The organism is Deltaproteobacteria bacterium, from assembly GCA_026129095.1.
Lineage (GTDB): Bacteria > JAGRBM01 > JAGRBM01 > JAGRBM01 > JAHCIT01 > JAHCIT01.
Genome location: JAHCIT010000015.1, coordinates 1 through 17,878, shown reverse-complemented (window position 1 = coordinate 17,878; position 17,878 = coordinate 1). Strand labels below are relative to the sequence as shown.

General features: G+C 62.0%; 24 protein-coding genes. All 24 read right to left on the bottom strand.

Annotated features, from left to right (window positions below):
• Positions 1-194: 194 nt before the first annotated feature.
• Positions 195-656 carry a JAB domain-containing protein gene (locus KIT79_15430; GenBank protein MCW5830698.1) on the bottom strand — a complete coding sequence of 154 codons (462 nt, stop codon included), beginning with the start codon at positions 654-656 and terminating at the stop codon, positions 195-197.
• A 19-nt stretch (positions 657-675) separates the two neighbouring features.
• Positions 676-1,902, bottom strand: a complete 1,227-nt coding sequence (locus KIT79_15425; protein ID MCW5830697.1) for a hypothetical protein — start codon at positions 1,900-1,902, stop codon at positions 676-678.
• A gap of 29 nt (positions 1,903-1,931) precedes the next feature.
• Entirely contained in the window at positions 1,932-3,140 is a 1,209-nt protein-coding gene (locus tag KIT79_15420; protein ID MCW5830696.1) for a hypothetical protein, read from the bottom strand.
• Between the two features lie 21 nt (positions 3,141-3,161).
• On the bottom strand, positions 3,162-4,178 hold the full coding sequence (locus tag KIT79_15415; GenBank protein ID MCW5830695.1) for a hypothetical protein: 1,017 nt from the start codon (positions 4,176-4,178) through the stop codon (positions 3,162-3,164).
• Positions 4,179-4,183: 5 nt separating this feature from the next.
• Positions 4,184-4,696: a hypothetical protein gene (locus KIT79_15410; protein MCW5830694.1), complete on the bottom strand. Its 513-nt coding sequence runs from the start codon at positions 4,694-4,696 to the stop codon at positions 4,184-4,186.
• Positions 4,683-5,003 (bottom strand): hypothetical protein, encoded by a 321-nt coding sequence (locus tag KIT79_15405; GenBank protein MCW5830693.1) that lies wholly within the window; start codon positions 5,001-5,003, stop codon positions 4,683-4,685. The genes KIT79_15410 and KIT79_15405 overlap by 14 nt, the downstream gene beginning before the upstream one ends.
• A gap of 115 nt (positions 5,004-5,118) precedes the next feature.
• Positions 5,119-5,352: a hypothetical protein gene (locus KIT79_15400; protein ID MCW5830692.1), complete on the bottom strand. Its 234-nt coding sequence runs from the start codon at positions 5,350-5,352 to the stop codon at positions 5,119-5,121.
• A 51-nt stretch (positions 5,353-5,403) separates the two neighbouring features.
• The gene (locus KIT79_15395) at positions 5,404-6,123 is read right to left on the bottom strand and encodes a hypothetical protein (GenBank protein MCW5830691.1); all 720 of its coding nucleotides are present in this window, start codon (positions 6,121-6,123) and stop codon (positions 5,404-5,406) included.
• Between the two features lie 59 nt (positions 6,124-6,182).
• Positions 6,183-6,602, bottom strand: coding sequence for a hypothetical protein (locus tag KIT79_15390; protein MCW5830690.1), 420 nt, complete (start codon positions 6,600-6,602; stop codon positions 6,183-6,185).
• Between the two features lie 9 nt (positions 6,603-6,611).
• Positions 6,612-6,917: a hypothetical protein gene (locus KIT79_15385; protein ID MCW5830689.1), complete on the bottom strand. Its 306-nt coding sequence runs from the start codon at positions 6,915-6,917 to the stop codon at positions 6,612-6,614.
• Positions 6,914-7,561: a lytic transglycosylase domain-containing protein gene (locus KIT79_15380; GenBank protein ID MCW5830688.1), complete on the bottom strand. Its 648-nt coding sequence runs from the start codon at positions 7,559-7,561 to the stop codon at positions 6,914-6,916. Before KIT79_15380 ends, KIT79_15385 begins: the two co-directional genes overlap by 4 nt.
• Positions 7,558-8,526, bottom strand: a complete 969-nt coding sequence (locus tag KIT79_15375) for a hypothetical protein (protein ID MCW5830687.1) — start codon at positions 8,524-8,526, stop codon at positions 7,558-7,560. The genes KIT79_15380 and KIT79_15375 overlap by 4 nt, the downstream gene beginning before the upstream one ends.
• A 4-nt stretch (positions 8,527-8,530) precedes the next feature.
• Positions 8,531-9,331, bottom strand: coding sequence for a hypothetical protein (locus tag KIT79_15370; GenBank protein ID MCW5830686.1), 801 nt, complete (start codon positions 9,329-9,331; stop codon positions 8,531-8,533).
• Positions 9,332-9,346: 15 nt separating this feature from the next.
• The gene (locus KIT79_15365; protein MCW5830685.1) at positions 9,347-9,826 is read right to left on the bottom strand and encodes a hypothetical protein; all 480 of its coding nucleotides are present in this window, start codon (positions 9,824-9,826) and stop codon (positions 9,347-9,349) included.
• Positions 9,827-10,001: 175 nt separating this feature from the next.
• Positions 10,002-10,835 (bottom strand): hypothetical protein, encoded by an 834-nt coding sequence (locus tag KIT79_15360; protein ID MCW5830684.1) that lies wholly within the window; start codon positions 10,833-10,835, stop codon positions 10,002-10,004.
• A gap of 28 nt (positions 10,836-10,863) precedes the next feature.
• Positions 10,864-11,994, bottom strand: a complete 1,131-nt coding sequence (locus tag KIT79_15355; GenBank protein ID MCW5830683.1) for a hypothetical protein — start codon at positions 11,992-11,994, stop codon at positions 10,864-10,866.
• A 77-nt stretch (positions 11,995-12,071) separates the two neighbouring features.
• Complete coding sequence (locus KIT79_15350; GenBank protein MCW5830682.1) at positions 12,072-12,665, bottom strand: hypothetical protein; 594 nt, start codon at positions 12,663-12,665, stop codon at positions 12,072-12,074.
• Positions 12,662-13,315, bottom strand: a complete 654-nt coding sequence (locus tag KIT79_15345) for a hypothetical protein (protein ID MCW5830681.1) — start codon at positions 13,313-13,315, stop codon at positions 12,662-12,664. The genes KIT79_15350 and KIT79_15345 overlap by 4 nt, the downstream gene beginning before the upstream one ends.
• A complete protein-coding gene (locus KIT79_15340; GenBank protein ID MCW5830680.1) occupies positions 13,312-14,262 on the bottom strand; it encodes a hypothetical protein in 951 nt (316 codons plus the stop codon). The genes KIT79_15345 and KIT79_15340 overlap by 4 nt, the downstream gene beginning before the upstream one ends.
• A 17-nt stretch (positions 14,263-14,279) precedes the next feature.
• Positions 14,280-15,422, bottom strand: coding sequence for a transglutaminase domain-containing protein (locus tag KIT79_15335; protein MCW5830679.1), 1,143 nt, complete (start codon positions 15,420-15,422; stop codon positions 14,280-14,282).
• Entirely contained in the window at positions 15,419-16,780 is a 1,362-nt protein-coding gene (locus KIT79_15330; protein MCW5830678.1) for a hypothetical protein, read from the bottom strand. The genes KIT79_15335 and KIT79_15330 overlap by 4 nt, the downstream gene beginning before the upstream one ends.
• A complete protein-coding gene (locus KIT79_15325; GenBank protein ID MCW5830677.1) occupies positions 16,711-16,968 on the bottom strand; it encodes a helix-turn-helix transcriptional regulator in 258 nt (85 codons plus the stop codon). Before KIT79_15325 ends, KIT79_15330 begins: the two co-directional genes overlap by 70 nt.
• Positions 16,969-17,108: 140 nt before the next feature.
• The gene (locus KIT79_15320; protein MCW5830676.1) at positions 17,109-17,606 is read right to left on the bottom strand and encodes a Mov34/MPN/PAD-1 family protein; all 498 of its coding nucleotides are present in this window, start codon (positions 17,604-17,606) and stop codon (positions 17,109-17,111) included.
• 5 nt (positions 17,607-17,611) lie between these two features.
• Positions 17,612-17,878, bottom strand: a 267-nt coding sequence (locus tag KIT79_15315) for a ThiF family adenylyltransferase (GenBank protein MCW5830675.1), incomplete at its 5' end; no start/stop codon positions are given.

Genomic DNA, 17,878 nt, shown 5'->3' with positions numbered 1-17,878 from the left:
CCGCCGGATGATGTGTGGCTCTGGTGCTTATATATCAGTCTGCGGGATTCGGAGCAACGAAATTCTTGGTGTTTTCAGGTATCTAGAGGCATGGGGTCGGCCGTAACGAAGCCATATCCTTGGGAAATCCGGAATTCGGGCCCGCAGGAAAAGCGGTGTGGAGACGTCTGCCAACGGGCAGTTGGGAAAGAGCTTCAGGCCAGCGCCCCCTCGTCCAGAAAGCTGTAATAGGCGCTGCCCGGCGCGACGATGATGTGATCGATCAGCCTGATGCCGAGCAGCTTCGCCGAGGCAGCCACGTCCTGCGTGTACAGCCGGTCGGCGGACGACGGAGAGGGGTCTCCGGAGGGATGGTTGTGGCCGATGATGATTCCGACAGCCCCGGCAAGGATCGGCACCCGGAACAGCTCTGCAGGACCGGACTTTACGGAGTTCGTGCTGCCGATCGCCTCGACGGAGATGGCGAGCGGCTCGTTCTTCGTCGAGAGGGAGATCGTGACAATATGCTCCCGGTCGGTGTTCCGGATGAACTCCAGCAGCTTCACAGCGGACTGGGAGTTGGAGAGCCGTCCGGCGGGTTTGCCGCCGATGCCTTTCTGGCGCTCAAGGACGCACCGGACCCAGTAAACGGTTCCGGGAGTGACGGCGGCTTCCATGGCGAACTCCTTTTACGTTCTAGCGGGGCGGATGCATGGGCATGATGAGGATTTCGGTAGGTCCGGAAGGATCGAGAAGGCTTACCGGCTTCACGAGATAGGAATTGCCGTCTATGGAGTTCGTGCCGCCGTTCTCGCCGGCGATCACCACCGGTCCGTGAAGCAGCCTCAAGGCGTCCCTCAGGTACCGGAAGTTCATGTAAAACCTCGCAGGCCGGTTCTGGCTGATGCCGGACGACAAAAGAGTGGCGGAGCAGGTGTCGGGTTTATCCGGAATATCCGGCGTGATCTCGATGTGTACCGACTTCCTGTCGAACTGGAGCCGCCCGGAAGGCTCTTTCTTCCCTGAGCGCTTGGGGCGGTTTTTCATCGTCTCGGACCATCTGGCATAAAGGTCCGAAATGGCGGCGAGCAGTTCGCCAGAATCAACCGTCACGTTCCATTCAGGCTTCGGAAAAACATGCCGCCATTCAAGAAACTCGTGCTTCACAACAGGGATATGAAAACTCTCCCCATCGATGACGATGGCGCCGCTAAAAGCATCGGCGAGCGCCGGGCCGTAGCTCCCCTGGAAGCCGTAATTATAGACCTGCGGTTCGCCCTCGTGACTGGACAGGTCGATCTGGACATTGCGGGCGGTTTTCAGCTTCGGCAGGAGCGCTTTCAGCTCCGCGATGGGCACGATCGTATCGGCTTTCGGTAACCGGCTCACGTACTTTGCAAAGCCCACCAGCCGGTGGAGCGTGAGCCGGTGGCCGTCGGTCGTGAGTACGAGGATGTCGCTGCCGTCCCGTTCAAAGGCCACGTTCGAGAGCCGCATGGCGCGGTTGGCGTCCTCTTTCGAGTGGACCGCGCTGTGAGAAACACGCTCCAGTGCACGGTAAAGCGTTCGGGCTGGAGTGTCGTCAGGGGGAGCCCATCCGCCGCGTTCCACGACAGACCGATAAGCTTCCAACGCGGGCGCTGCGTGGGCCGTGGCCACCGGTATCAGGCGGATCTTGAGGCCGGGGACGTAGTTGATTTGTCTCGGCCGGCGGAGCCCTTCCACGCCCATCTCGATCTCGCCTTCGGCAACGAGGGCGATGGACCGGATATTCCCGGCTATTTCACCTGGTTCCGCCTGCGTAACCCCATCCCAGGCGAACTTTACCCACGCGGCGGCCTCGTCGGCCTTTGTCCTGTTGGCGTTGGCGGCCAGAGCGCCGCCCCAGACCCAGTCGCCGCCAATGACCCGATAAATGAGCAAAGGTCGGGCAGGGTTAACATATTCCATAACTAGTCCTCCCCGGGCAGCATGATCGTGATGACGGGCCCGGCGTCGTCGCCCGGTCCGGCAACTAACTTGAAGCCGTAGACTTTCTTCCTGCCCGCGCCGGTAATGGCCACGCGCGTGATGACGGTATCGGGCGAAAGCTGGCGCCTGTAGACGCGGCTCATCCAGAGGATGTCGTGGACGATTCCGGCAACGCTGTTCATGTGGTGCTTGCTGCGGACGGCGGCGTCGATGATAGCCCAGACGGCGGCCGTGCAGGCTATGGGGTATTTGTAGTGCTGGAGGCAGACGTCGGGAACGATTGCCGACAGATCCACGAGCGTCCCGTCGGCGATTGCCTGCGCCCGCGTATAGACGCTGACCGGTTTGCCCCAGAAGCCGTCGAATCCGTCGTCATCGCCGGGGTTCTTCCGGCCGCGCCACTCCGGCGGGGCGTACTGTACTGCTTCAGCGAGGTGCGCCGGGCTGATGATCGTTTCCCTGTCGAGAGCGGCGATGGAACGGGCGACTTCGATGATCCGGGCGGCATGATGGGTGCTGAAGGCGAGACGCACCTCGATTCGCTCCATGAGGCGAAGCGATTCCTTGCCGGACAGCACCTTTTCGACTGACGGCAAGAGTGCCCGCGCCGCCAGAATGTCGCGCTCGATTAGCCCTGGATCCGGACGCCTCGATGGGAACTGCTCCTCGTATTCTCCGCTGGGAGGGCAGACTTCCAGTGCCATGTCCGGGTCTTTTGCCGCAAAGAGAGAGCCCACGGCCTGCTTCGCCAGTTCCAGGTCCTCGTCACTCGCTTCATAAGGCTCATGGCTTGGGATCAATGCCATCGAGTGGCCGCCGGTGTGCGCCACATCGATTGCCCGGCGAAGGTGCCATTGACCGTAGAGCCGCAGATAGGCCGCCCGCTGCTGCGGGGTGAATATCCCGTCTTCGGTCACCACCGTCACGTCGAAGCCGTTCACGATGCCGATTTGATCGTCTCCCCAAGAGAACCGCCTTGGCGGCTTCGTCAGCACAATCCGGAGTTTTTCCTCCTCCATTACGATCATCCGTTCCACGTTCTGAGGCATCCCTGGCCACATGGCATTCAATCTTTGCCAGGTCTCGAACATCCGCCCGGCAAGCCTGTCGGCGGCCTTTTTGCCCAGAAGCTTTCCGCTCCAGATCCACTGGTTTCGGTCGATGCGGCATTCCAGTAACGGTTCGGACATGGCTGAATCCTTTCGGGCCGTTCAGGCCGGGTTCAGGAGAATCCGGCGCTCGATGCGGGTTCCGAAGCCGCTTAAGCCCTGCCAGACGGTCTCGCGGTAGCCGGGAGGATTGATGGGGCCCAGAAGGCCGCAAATCTGCCGGCGGTAATGCTCGGGGCCCGGGAAAGCCTGCTCGAAGATTTTCACCGTCTGGCCATCGACGGGACTGTAGGGACCGCCGTAGGCGCCGTTGAAACTGGAAGCGATGTTCAGGAAAAACCGGTCAGAACCGGATGAGGGCGGGATGGTCCCGATGTGGAAAGGATTGGCATAGTCGTCAGCCACCACCCGGCTGTCGTCGGTTTCCACGGGATTCGCCTGGTTTAAGCCGGTCAGGACAAACGCCTGGAGGAGGTATCCAGCCGTACTGAAACCGGTGAAGGTGAAGAAACCGAGGCCTGATGGAGGGTTTACCTGAAAAAAGACCTGGAGCCCCCGGTAGTCGTCCGACGGCGGAACGAGCCTTGTCATGGGCTGCCCGGCGAAACTGATGCTGCCCACAGGGCCGAGGAAGGTGTTATAAACCTCGTTGAAGACGAGAAAGGCGATGCGGCTTGGGCCGGTTCCGGCATTCAATGAAAGCGACGGATAGCCAAACGATATCCGCGTCTCGCTATAGCCGGCGAGGTTCACCCCGGGCGGGAGTTTTTTTAAACCCGCAACCGTCCGGCAGTGATAGCTCACTCCGTCGTAGTAGATGCGGACGAGCTGGATATTGTCCGGACCGGAAAAGTCGAAAACGGGTGAAAAACCTCCCGGCCACCGGCAGCTTGAGGGGAAATAGAGCGCCGTGGGAGAAGTGGCGCCGCGCCGGATGCGGAGCGTGAGATCGGATCCGGCAGCTGGTGGCGCAATGAACGAAAAGACCGTATCGACACCGGCCGTGACGGCCTGTTTATGGGAAAGCGTCCAGTCGACCGTCACGGCCTCGCCGGCCTCTTCCAGGTCCAGTTCCGGCGCACCGCCGTCCGCATTTTCGGATGTTCCAGGGAATCCCATGTTTCTTATACCGGCAAAAGCCACCAGCCAGAACTGTTTCCGATTCCGGAGCCCGAACCGCCGGTCGAGACGGCGCGGAAAGCAAAGGCCGTTCCGCCGCCAAGCCGCTGGGTCAGGAGAAATTCGTCCGCGTACATCTGGATATCTCCGCTCTCGAAGGCCGCAAAGTCGCCCTGAACAACTGCCGCTCCCCTGGTCCAGGTCATGAACGCCGCACCTGCGGCGGCGACCGTCCGCCGGACTCCTGTGAGGCGATTGGTGGCCACGAGCGGCTGGCCGGTCTGGACCCGGATCGTGATGGCGTTGTGGGTGCCTGTGGCCTGCATGACGGCGCAGTGGAAGACGAGGCGGTAGAGGCCACTTGTTTTCACCCAGTCGATCGAGCCGTCGGGCCCTGTGTTTGTGCCGGTCCCCGTGGACCAGCTTATTTGCGTTTCCCGGTGAACGAGGATTCGCCCGCCGGTGTTTTCAGCGCCATTGCCGGGGAATCCCATCTCGCCGGTCTCACCGGTCGCCAAAGAGCCTCGCGTGGATGGCGAGGTCGATGAAATTACCTGCGGTGAGCGTGCCGGTTTCCCTCAGGCGTATGAACCTCGGCAGACGGTCGAGATAGCAGGCAAGCTTTGCCGGCGTTCCATCAAATACCCACGGGGTACCGGACGGTATATCGATTGGAAGCCAGACGCGCTGCGGAGCTTGTGAAGCTTTCCAGGCGGCCTCGCTGGCAAAACCGGCCTCGGCCCAGGACCAGTTCGTCCCTTCCAGGGCCACCTGCCCGGAGTTGTACTGATCGAAATCCGCTCCCGTTCCGAAGCTCTGGATCATCAGGGAATTTATGCGATGAACCGGCGAGACCCAGACCTTCGAAGGCCCGAGCCGCACGTTTGTCAGTCTGTTAAGTTCCCAGAGCATCGGTTACTCCGCAGCGCGTCTTTTCTGACTACTCCAGCACCTTCATCGCCGTGGCCTTCACGTAGGAGCGGCCGGCGGCATAGGCCCCGGTCACTCCGGCGTTGGCGAGCAGCGCCGTGCTCACCGTACTGGCATCGACGTCGAGGTGGAGGCCGAACTTGCCGAAAATCGCCTTCACGACCGGCATCAGGATGGGCACGAGGATGGCGATCAGCGTGAGCCTGCCCTCGGATGTCTTGAGGCCGGGTTTGATGGTTTCCATGTTTGCAAACACTCCTTTTGGTGGTGGTTGAGGGGATGACGGTCCGTGGCATCAGCCAAAGACCGGGAACGACGCTTGAGGGTCGGCAAGAAATGCCGTGGCGACGAGAAGGCCGCGGTGGCGTCCGTCCAGACGGCTCCGGAGGAGGCTGTTGCCCTGGCGGGCCGCCACGAGACGGCCCCTCGCAAGGCTTTTCAGCTTCGGCGATGCCCGGCGGCGGAGATAACGGCGCGCATTTTCTGTCCGGGCGAGTTCGGAGGCCTCGTGGATCCCTTCCGACACACCAAGGAAAAACTCCCGCTGCCGGCTTTTGCCCGGGTGCGAGCCGGCGAGCTGCCAGTAGCGGTCTCCGAGCCGCCGGAGGAGCGTCCACTTTTCACTGTACCGGACACTGGCCGGGTTCCGGCGGGTTAAGGACTCTCTTGCCGCCTGCACCGAAGCCGCACTTTCCTTCGTGGCGGCTCCGATGCCAGAGAGGGCCGCGCCGGTTCCGCCAAGTGCTGTACCAGCACCCCTGAAAAGCGGCATTAAAGACACGGCGACGATACCGAGGGGGATGGTAATGACGCCCCATTTGGCGGCCGTGAGAAGAGTGTCTGCCTTCTTCGACCACGGCTGCCCGGTCCGTTCCCACTCGGCCTTCTCGTTTTCCTTCTTCTGTATCTCTTCCCTGGCCTTCTGGGCGGCCCGCTCGGATATAAGCCTTTTCGTCTGCTCGACCGGCGAAGTGAGCCAGTCGGTAAGGCCGGAAAGCTCAAGACTTTCCGGCATACGTCCAGACGGTCCAGATGGCCCGGACTCGCCGGGCAGCATGTAAAAACCGCCCAGACTCACGCAGCGACTCCCCAGCGGCCCGCAGGCGGGGCCACCTGGATATGGATGTGGTCGCCTTGTCCCACGTCATGGCGGATGGCCGTTTTATAAAGACGGTTTCCCTCGTAGGGGAAAGTTTCATTCAGGTGATCCACAAGCCCGGTGATAATCTCTTCGGAAAACCCTTTAATGGAAATATCCACCGCCCGGCCGTCCTCGTGCGGCGAGCGAATGGGTTCCCTGGCGCCGATGCTTCGGGCTTTCTGAAAAATGGCCTCCTGCGTCGCCCGGTCCCTGAGCAAACAGGTGATGGTAAGGGAAAGATTCAGGCGGGCGAGCCAGTCCGCCGCCTCGAAGATGAGCGCTTTGATGCGGCTGTCGATTTTTGCGAGGTCCGGATTCAGGGCGGCGGTCTTGAAACTGATGACGACCGGCATGGTTACCTCCTATGGGCGATGATTGCCGTTTGACGACATGGAGCGGTTCTCGAGGCGTTCGATCCGGCGGCGGTGATCGTCCATTGTTTCCTGGCCTTTTCGTATTTCGACCACGTCGCGGAGTATTTCGGCGATCTTCGATTCGATCTGCCACAAACGTTCGAGCAGCGGCTTCAGTTTCTGCTCGATGCGCTCGTCGGTGAAGCTGCGCACGTAGCTTCCGACCAGCACGCCCAGGATCGAAAAGAGGCCAGAAAAGAGGCCGACGGCCACCTTGGAGTTCAGGATTTCGAGCAGGTCCGTCATGGGGGTCATTTCCGTTTCCAGATGAGATAGGCGGCTCCCACGATGGCGAGCGGGATGAGGGGCATGGAGGCCTGGACGGCTGCCGGTGGGTTCGCGCCGGGGTTTGTGCCGAAGTCTTTCGCATACTGCCCGGCCCAGTACTGATACCGCTCCACGACCTTCTTCCGGGCGGCCAGAAAATCGGCCTCCCTGGTGAGCTTCTGGAGCCGCAGTACATCCGGATCGCCCTTCAGCGTGTCAACCATGCGATTGAAGGAGCCGGGACTGGACAGGGTGGCGGCATCTGCCCCGAAGCGCTTCAGGAGCCTCACCGTGAACAAAGGGCCGGCGTTGTAGGCAAACTGCACGAACCTGATCCTGAGCTGCGGATGAATGGGGACCTTAAGGTTCGGCGTCACGTACTTGTCGATGATCTGGGCTATGTAGCGGGTTCCGGCCCTGATGGCCGCCTCGGGATTCACGAGCGACGCGTGATCCACGCCGAGCGTTTTCGCCGTGGATGCGAGAAACTGCATCAGACCCAGTTCGCCGCCCGGGCCCCTTGCGTCCGCCCTGAAGGCGCTTTCCACGTGGATCATTCCCTTGACAAAATGGGGCGGGAAGTCCGGCCGCGTGGCGAACTGGCGTATCAGGTGGTCATACTGGTTGTTCATAGCTCGCCGAAGGTCCTGAAGATGTCGCGGGGGATGCGGGTGCCGCGGATGCGGGCATTGATGACGACGCTGTTTTCCCAGTTCAGGGGCGCTTCCTGGAAAATGCAGTAGACTTTGAGATTGTTGAGGCTGGAGCCCGTGCCGCCATGAACGCGGAAGGCATACTCGGCAAGCTCCATCCGGGGCGTCACCGTCAGCATTCGTTCGGACTTCGTCCAGGGATTGACGTTCGTGCCAATGACGGTTTCGTTAATGACGCTTTCGTAGGGGAAGTCCGGACTGTAGGCCTGGACAGCCGTGATGACGCCAGGGTCCGGTGCCGACAGGGTGAGGTTCGCAAAAAACGTGATCCGGCCCTTGCCCTTGAAATAGACCCGCTGCTCCAGCGGCGGTAAAGGCCAGCCGGCGGGTATGGGCGTGCCGGGCGACCAGTCGAGGATCTCAAACGGCGTCGATAGCGACCCAAGTACCGGATCGTCGGCATTATAGACGTCGTACTGGGGCAAACTCCCCTGCGGCGTCAGTGGAGTGTCACCGAACCTCAGGCGATAGGGCGGGAAAGGGGTCCCGAAAATCCTCAGCCTGGTCCCCGGCGCCAGCATCCGGCGAACCTTGAGCGAGAGTTTTTCCGGCCCGAGCGCGTGCATCCCCAGGATGCCAGTGCCGCCAATAAAGGCCGAGCGGGCCGGCAGCAGTTGCTCCTCGCCGGCGAAAAGGTCGATCCGCACGGCCCGGCCGGCGCGGCAGGCGATATCCAGCTCGATCTCGTGGCAGAAAAGGTGGCAATCGACCGGGACGGCGAAGTCCAGAAGCTGCGTGCGGCTATGGTCCTGAAGGTCGGCATAGGCGTAGCCGGTAAGTATTTCCGTATCGATGGCGCGGAGCAGCTTCCAGAGGGTCCCGAACGGAATATGTTTGAACCTTCCGCCGGTCACATCGCCAAAGATCACCAGTGGGCTTTTCATGATCTCAAATTCTTCCCGTCAAATGTTCCCCGACGGTGACGAGGGTGTGGGGGAAGTCGAAAAGGGAAAAGTTGAGCAAACCGAACCTGCCATCGATCGCCACCCCGGCCTTTGTGAAGATCGGGACGGGAAACTTTCCGAACGACAGGTGCGAGGCGAAACTTGCTTCCTGCATGAAGGGTGTGCGCCACTCCTCGGGAGGGCAGGAAAGCCGCATGGGGAGCGCGACGGAGGGGAAATGGCCCGCGCTGGCAAATACCCCTCCGGACCTTATGCCGGGTTCCATCGCATGGGGATACCGGGCCGATTTCCAGGCCTTCGTGCCGTCCTCGCCGCCGACCAGATAGCTGAGACCGTCCCACCGGTAGTCCCGCTGGAAGACAAACCGCGTCATCCCTTCGATGGCATAGATATCGACGAACTCGCCGACGTAGAAGAACGTCTCGTGGCTGAAGTCCTCTTCAAGACCGGCGTCCCGCCAGGCAAGATATATCTGCACCTTCGTCAGCCCCGGAACGTCCGACGTGATTTCGAGCGAATAGCCGCCCTTGACCGGCAGGTGTATGGGCGTATTGCCGGCGCCGGGCATCAGCATCCTTAAGCCAGCCGCAGGTTGCGTCAGCGCCGGTTTCCCGCCGATCGTCACTTCCTTAAACTGAAAGAAATCACCCCCGGAATACGGCCCGGCCGGCTCGGTCACGAGACGGCAGATGACGCTGTCACGCGGGAAATAGAGCTTCCGCGTCAGGCGCTTTGGCGAGCCTGAGGGATTGCTGAAGTCGAGCGTCTGATAGGTGACTTTCACCAGGGAAAATGCCTTTCAGAGCAGGCCTTCGAGCAGCGAGACGCCGCAGAGGACGATCTCCGGGATGTATTCGTTTCCGCCTGGAAGCCCTTCCGGCATCTTGATGTCGATCTTGAGGATCGAACTGCCAGGTAACTCCACCGGGACCATGAGCGGGGAGAAAAACGCCGCCGTCGAGCAGACCGACGGCGCGAAGACGTAGCTGGGCAGCAAGGCCTCCTGGCGGCTCGGATCGCTCACCTTCATCCGGAACGGGTACTGGAGCATTCTTTCCATGTCCGTCGTGGCGTAGCGGAAGCCGAAGAGCACGAAAATCTCCTTCTGCGGGATCGTCACGACGGTGCTGTGCTCGCTCGCCGCCGTGAAGGTTCCGGTAAGGTCCGTGAAAGCCGCCGGATGGAACGAGGGCTGGATGATCTTCCGGGCGCCGTGCTTCGCACGGATCCTCTCGAACTCGTCCACAAACCACTTTGGATACTGCTGCGTGAAGTCCATGACCGGTTTCCTTGGTAAGGAGGGGCCGGACCGGGCAGCGAAGGCTGCACCCATCTTGGGCGGCTAGCGGAGCGTCCGCTGCCCGGTCCGGCAGGAGGAGGGAGGGAGTGGCGAACGTGAGGTAAAGCCCTGAGGGTTTTTTCTCAGTTCGCCAGAAGGTGCGCTGTAATGCCAGTTACCCGGCCTGGCGGATCCAGGTGGCATCGAGCTCAAGGACCGTGTCGAGGACGCAGTCGGTATAGACCGGCGTGCCGCCGTTATGGAACGAGCCGGTATCGACGTTCATCTCGATCAGGTACTGGATGCCGCCCTCGATCACGACGGGGCGCTTGAATGTCCGGAGATTGTTCGCCTCCGGATAGCCATTCGACTCGTCGCGGATATTCACAACGTTGGCTCCGCCCGCCGGGGGCAGGTTTTTCAGGAGCTGCGTCACCGTCGTCGACTGGTCCACCTTGTAGGAGACCGTCGCGTGGTGCAGAAACCGCTGCACCATCGAGAGGTAGCCGCTGGCCGACCGGTCGACCGGCGCCGCGCCGAGCGAGTGGATGAGCACCTGGCTCATGATCCCCCGGAGCAGAACGAGCGTCGTCTGCGGCCACTCGCCCCACATGTCGAAGTTCGTGTCCTGGGCGCCGGGCTTGGGCACCTCGCTGAAGAAGGCGTAGCGCGACGTCTGGAGGCCCGCCGGAGTCCCGATGTCCACATACCGGCGGTGGAACCACCGGACGTTCTCGATCTTGAGCCGCTCGAAGGGGATTCCCTTGCGGCGCGCCCAGTCGCGAATGACGTTTTCCTCGTCGAAGCCGCCGATGCGCCTTGTCTTCTGCTCGTCGGCGACGCTTTTCCGGGCCGCTAGCCGCATGAGGCGCCCCTGGCGCACCAGGTGCCGGGCGACCTTCTTCTGCTCGGCCGGGGGCATCGCACCCAGTTCAGGCTCGATCTCCCTCATGCCTTCGTCGCCGTAGAGGCCGTGGAGCTGTCCGTAGAGATTGTCGGTGTCGTTCATGACTGTGGTTTCCTTTGGTTGGGGTGGTTCAGTTGATGTAGAGCGCCCCGAGATGGAGCGGCTCACTGGCTGCAATGGATGTGGGACCAGCGGGATCGGTGTCGGCCGGGTCAAGAAGCCTTTCTTCGGCTTCTCCTAGACCGCGAAAAAGGGGTTCACTGGCGGGGGCGACCTGCGGAGAACCAAGTCCGCGGAACAGCGGCTCACCGGCCGGGGCCACCTGCGGAGCGCCCAGATCGGCGGCCTTTTCCGTCAGCATCCGGTCGATGGCGGGATTCGTATCCAGGTCCTGGAGGTCAGCCGAAAGGCCTTCGGTGAGCGGCAGCGGATCGACATTGAAATTGAGGCTGATGGGAGCAGAATCGGCCGGATCCCCAAGGAGCCTCAGCCCCGCACCGGGTTTTATCTTTTCGATGAGCTGATTGACGGCCGGGGCCACCGCCGTCGCCACGGCTGCTCCCTGGACGAGAGTCTTCAGCGTGGAGTCCTTTATCGCCTTCCCGGCCGCGCCGAAGGCGATGGCCGCAAGACCCGCCTGGATGGCGTGCGAAACGACCGTCGGCTTTCCATCCGGCCCCGCCTCGGGTTTCCTGAGGACGTTCAAAAGGACCCGCTTCACGAGCGGGATGCCGAGCCCCAGGGCCACGAATACCATCAAGGCCTCGCCGGCGGTTTTCGCCATCTCGCCAGCTCCGCTATCGCCGCCGCCAAAGAGCGGGTTCTGGCGCGTCTGTTCCGAAGGCCGGGTAAAGGGCGGGAACGGCGGACGGTAGCTTGTTGCAGGCGAGGGCGGCTTGGGGCGACGGTGCTTTTTGTGCGATTTCGATTGCTTTGCCCTGGGCCGTGCTCCAGGTGCGGGGCGTGGGGCCATGGGACGAGGCTGCGCGGGGCGGGGCGTCACAGGAGCCGGCTGCACCGGGGCCGGAGGGGGCGGTGCCGGGGGGCGGCGGCGCGCCATTTTCGGCCGCCCGGGAGCGTCCTGTGGTGCTGTCACGATGATATACTGCGGCCGGGTCTGGCTCCGCTCGACCTTCGCGTTCTGCCCAACGTTGAAATAGACCTTCTCGCCTCCCTTGAGGCGCTTGGTGTAGAGGGCCGGATTGGCAATGACGCTCCCAACGAGCGGGGCGGGGTTCTTGCGGGACTTCTTGCTGGGCATGGCGGGTTTCCTTTTCAGGGGTGATTAGTGGTTGGTTCTCCGGGCTTCGCCAGCCAACTGGGTGAAGCGTCTACGCTTCAGCCGGCGATGCCCCGGCGGGTGATGGTGTACGAACCTCCTTCGAGAAGGAGCAGCTCGCCGGGATTGACGAAAAGCCTGGGAAATTCAGGCTCAAACCTGTGGTGATAGTCGGCCGCCGAACGGCAGCTTGCGGGGTCAATGCACTTGTCCGACCAGTAGACGATATCGGTGAGCTGGCCGAGGTATTTCGTCTGGCCATATTTCCGGGTCGTGACCGAATCCAGAATCCGGCGGACCGGGAAGCCGTTGAACTCCTGGAAGTTCGAGAGGACAACGGACGAGATGGCCGCGTGCGGAAGTTTCGACGGCCTTGCGCCGTAGGCAAAGACAAGTTTCCTGTTCGGAGCCTGACAGACGAGGACCGCCCGCTTCGGGGTGTAGGATATCTGCCGGTGGTATCCGTCCACGTAGACGAGCCCCTTGAGAAGCCCGATGAGCGAGAGCTGGACGTTCGCACCCACGCGCGTTTTCGCGGCCTTCCGGGGCGGCGAGACCGGCGTTTTGTCAGCGGCAGCAGACGGCGCGAGAGCATCTGCCGGATTCATCCGCACCACTTCCGCCTTCTCTTCCATGACCGGATACGGCTTCATGCACTTGTCTCTTTCGGCTTCGAGGCCCAGCGGTAGAGTTTCCACGAAAACCACGCGGCAAGGCCCGACAGGATATAAATGCCCGGATCGGTCCCCATGCCGGTGATCCGGTCGGCTTCGTTGGCGGCGATGACGCCGTCCAGGTCCTTGAGGATTTCAGGCTTCCCAGCAACGACTTCCCGCACCCGGCGGAGCGTCTCCGCGTGCGAGTGCTGCAGGCTGTCGATGAGAGCCAGTGCTGTTCGAACCCGGCTCTGGAGATCGAATATCCGCCCGGCGAGCGAGGTGACGGTGCCGTCGCCGAGATTGAGAAGCGGCTCCAGGGGAAGCTCGCCAGAGAGGTTCCGGATGCCGAGCGGCTCCAGATCGATCTTCACGGCCGGTTCGGAGCCGAAGTTGCGGTCGATCCAGGTTTTCAAGTCAGTCCTCAGGGCCGTCTCGTCGGCAATGATCCTGTCGATCCTGCTCTCAAGCTCCCTGATCCCGGTGCCGTAGGCGAGCCAGTCCACGCGGATTTCCGGATGACGTCTGGCAAACTCCCCGATCCGCTGCGTCTGCCGGGCCAGAACCGACTGGTTCCGGAGCAACAGCACGATCCTGGCCTTCGTGTCGGCCAGACGTCCCACTGCCGATGTGATGAGCCGGATCATGTTTTCCTCGCAATCAGCCAGGCGAGCATTCCGAGCAAACCGGCTCCGGCGAGAAGTTCCCCAAAGACCGTCTTTTGCGGCTCCGTGTTTCCAAACTCCTCGTAGTCGCCGGAATAGTCCTCCTCGTCCCACGCGCCGTCATCTTCTGTTAACGGATAGGGATAAACCGGCGGTCGATATGCTGGAGTGGAATAAACCGCCGGAACCGGCACAATGGGCACTGGCGGCGTGGCCGGTGAAGGGACGGCGTGAGCGGCGGCGCCCGGCGGCGCAAAAACTGCCTGTCCAGGCGGCTCCGGCGCAGTGGCCGCCGGGGACGCCTGGACCATCTGCGGAACCTGCACGACGACCTGCGGCACGGCTGGCGGCGGCAGATAGTCCGGAACGAAAGCCGTCTGGGTAACCGGCGACTGTGCCGGTGCTATCGTCGCCTGTCTTTCCACCGGCGGAATCAGCGGCTCCACGACGGGTTCCAGGCTTTTGGGAGGCTCAGCTGCTGGCGCAGCCGTAACAACCGGAGTCGGCGAAGCGGGCGGCAGTGAAACGGGCGACGGGGAAACGTGTGGCGGCGCAGTCACTGCGGCCGATTGTGCGGCCTGCGCCGCTGACCGGGCTTTTGCGAGCGCTTTCCGCTCGGCGATCAGTTTCTTCCGGCTCGCCTGGATCTGTCTTAATTGCCTTGCCACCGGCGGCGGGAGCCGCCGTTGGGCCACCTTGCTCACGCGCCCCAGGTTCGGATCGCCAAGCGGCGTGAGTTCGTTCGGACACGAAAGCCTTCCGAACAGCTCTGCCAGCGTGCCCAGCTCCCCTGCCGAGAGATTCTGGCGCATGAGCCAGTCATCGATCTCGCCGTCAGACTTTTGCGAAAGCGCGCCGGATGACCATGGAAACACCAGCGACCTGGGGCCGATCCGGACTGACAGCGTGACGGGGCGGGAATTCTTCATCGTGAACGTTTTCGCTTTCAGGAGTCCCGGGTGGCGACGTACGCAAGGCCGCCGGCAGCGGCGAGCCCCCCGCCCATGAGGAGGTAGTTACGGCCGGCTTCGGCCTTCACGGCCGGAATGGCATCCGGGGTGTCGGCCTTGACCTCCGCCCTGGCTTTGGGAGCCTTCGGCGTGCGCGGCGCCTTGGAAGCCCGGCCGGGCGCGGCGGCCTTCTTCCCCGCCATCGCCTTCCCGCCCTTGTAGGCTGCAAGGGCCGCGATCGACGCGCCGCCGGTGATGGGAGCGGCGACGACGGCCAGCGGGGCGGCCACTTTCTTGAGCCCCTTTTTCACCTTGTCCCAGAGGCCGGAGAGTTCAGGCGATTTATTCGAAAGCGCCCCTGCCTGCTCCAGCCGGTCGAATCCTGCCTCGACCTGGAGGATCTCCTCCGGAGTCAGGGTCTCCTTGAGCTGGCGGAACCAGTTGTCCCATTCGGCGTCCGAGACATACGGAATATCCCGGACACTCCAAGGCACACGGATTTCCTTTGAGCCTACCTTCATCGAGATCACCTTCGGCGGCCCGGCGAACAGGTCGCCGAGAAAGTTCCCGAGGCCGTAGGCTGGGGCTGTGCTCGTTTCCTTCAGTGCACCCTGTTCCAGGACGTCGAACTCCCGCCGTGCGGCGAAGATGCGCTTGAGGCCAAGTCCGTCAGCCACCGTGGGATCAAGATCAATCCACTGGTCCTGTCCGTCCTTCCGGTAACGGGCGGCGAGAAAGACGTGAAAGAACTGGTCCGGCGCGTTTCCGACAATGACGATACGCACTGGATAGCCAATGCTCATCAGCAGCGTCCCCAGAAGCATCGCCTGGCAGTCGCAGTCCCCGTGTCCGAACAGGACCGTGACGAGCGGCGTTTGTAGCCATTCGTGGTTCTGGGGGTCGCGGGTATACCGGACGTTCCGCCGGACCCATGAGAAGAGCGCCGTGATCTCGCCAAGCTGGTCGTACTCCCTGATCTTCGCCCGCGAAATCACGTCGCGGGCGAACCTCGCCAGCCGCGTCGAATGGCTCGTCTTCCACATGACCAGCGCCATGTGCGCGAGCGTGATCTTCGTCCCCTTCATGCCCCGGGACATGTTGTAGGGGATCTGCCGGACCGGGATTTCAGGAATGTTCATTTGCCGTCACCTCCCTTGAGGGCCGACAGGGCCTCGCCGAGGTATTTCTGGACGTCGGGCTGGCGGAACCGCTCGGTGAGGTCGGGGCGTCCGATGGACGCTCCAAACGATGTGATCTGCTCGACGGTGAGCTGACGGGCGGATGCCATGAACTCCGGGGTCGTTCCGGCGGTGAGCGCCGTCAGGAATTCACTCACAGGGCGCTTTTCTTTCACGCACTGCTCGACGCCGCACAGGAGGGCCTCGACTACCGTGGCGGGGTTCTGAGGGGCCGACGGGGCAGGGTGTACGGCTGCGGCCGGCGGTGCGACGGAAAGCCCCGCTGTTTCAGGACCACCCGCAAGGCCGCCGGTCAGGGCCTTTTCACCTGTGAGCACGAACTGTTCAGCTACCCGGCCAACCGAACCCTTGATCGTGTCCAGGAACTGCTGGCCGAGAGATGCGGCTGGAACAGGTTCAGGGGATTCCGGTAAAAACTCGTCGTCATCGTCCCCGGAGCCGTCGTCATCGCTGCCACCCGTCATCGAAGGCATCGGGAAAATGGACGGCTGGAGCTGTTTGGCTATGTCTAGCAGCTTCCCAAACGAATCGATCGGGTCTGAGGCCGCCGCTGGCGCCGGATTCACCCTGGGAGTCTCCAGTGCCTTGCCAATCAGTGTCATCAGCGTCTGGTTCTGCTGGGAAAGAAGTCCCAGAACAGCCGCGACGGACGGATCCGACTGCTTTTCCGTCGCCTTCGATTCCAGAACCCGGATCACGGGTTCGAGAGCCGACCGGACCATTCCGGCGATATCCACCTGCGGCTGGGCCGTTTCCCTGGGGCGCAGTTCAGCCAGAAGCTCGCTCCTGATCCGGGACGTCAGGCCGGAAAGATCGACAGGAACAGGTTCCCCGGCGGGCGCTGGAGCTTGCGTATCTTCCTCGTCGTCGCCTGAAAAGGCGCCGTACGTCTCGATGTCGCACACGCCCGACTTGAAATATTTCCCGCTGTTCCGGATTTCCCAGTGATACTTGCCGTCGCCATAGTGCTCGCCGATCACCTTTTCGAGATCAAAGCCGTCCTCGAACATCCAGCGTTCCAGGGCAATTGCCCGGATGCTTTTCAGACCCTCGCCCCTTCTGAACCGCCGGAGGCGAAGGGACAGCTTGCCACCAGTGTTACCGCCGAGGGATTCGGCGATCTTGCGGAGCACCTCCTCGTCCTCCGGCGTGAGCGGGGACGCGGTGGGAACTGGTCTGGACGGCCTGACCGGTTCCCTCACAGCGGCCGCGGCCGTTTCGTCCGCTTCTATCGTCTCTTCTTCCGGTCCAGCTGCTTCCGGCTGGTCCAGATACGGGAACGCTGATTCCGTAGACATGCAAGCACCTCACGGGTGTGCACGGAGAGAGCTTTTGCGATTTTTCCGGCTTCGACCTTCGTGGGGTTGATCCGGCCGGATTCAATTCCAGACAGCGTCTGCCGTCTTAAGTCCGCCTCGATGGCCACGGCCTTCTGGGAGAGTCCCAGCCGCCTTCGCAAAGTCCGTATGCTCTCCGCACACTTCATGTGAGGAATCATGCAGACTCGTCATTTGCTCAACAATGATACTTTTGGGCGGACATCCAATTACGCCGCCCACTTCTCGGCGAACAGTTCGGCCTGGCTGAGAATGATATGGGAGATACTTGAGGGGTACTACCGTCCTTCTAGTTCGGGATAGCTATCAGCTCCAGTGGAGGACCATCGTCAGGACAGACGAACGCACGGAACGGCCGCTGCCGTTGGCGTTCCCCAGTACCGAGGATGAGCATTATCGGCTCTTTACAGTCGTAATCCTTGGAATTGTTAATCTCGATCATCTGCTCAAAGTCGTCGCTGCTCGGTTCGATATGGGCAACGGGGTGGAAATGCCACTCGCCAAGGTAGTGGGTGCGCTCCACTGCCCGCCAACGCTTATGGAGCATCTCCCGAAGGCCGTTCACGCCTCGCAAGAACCACGAACGACCTCGCCGAGAATCCGATGGAGGCGGCGTCGCTTCGTACACGGTCGCCACTGATAGGTCCGCAGAGTGGCGGCCGATTAAGATCCCTCCGGTTTCTGAAGAGCCCGCTTCGCGGCAGTAACGATCCAACGCATTGATCACAGTATCCGGGAGTTCCACCGCAAACCTACCACCTTCGGTCTTACCCTTCCAGGTCATCATCGCACCTACTTCGGCGGGGCGTTCTCAGGGGCGAACCCTAGGAAACCGTCATCGGACAACGACTGCACAAACACGCGGAAACGAGCGTGAGTGGGTCTTTTGTCGATGAGCGTTTCCAGCTCCTTCACGCACGTCGCCGCCGCCAACGTCACGTCGTCACAACGAGCCGGGAATAACGGCGACCAACAGCCGGCTCCCTCCAGAATTTCCTCGCAGTGCGCTAACGTCGCTGCCTCGTGCTCTAGCCATGGTTGAATATTTTTCGTGAACTT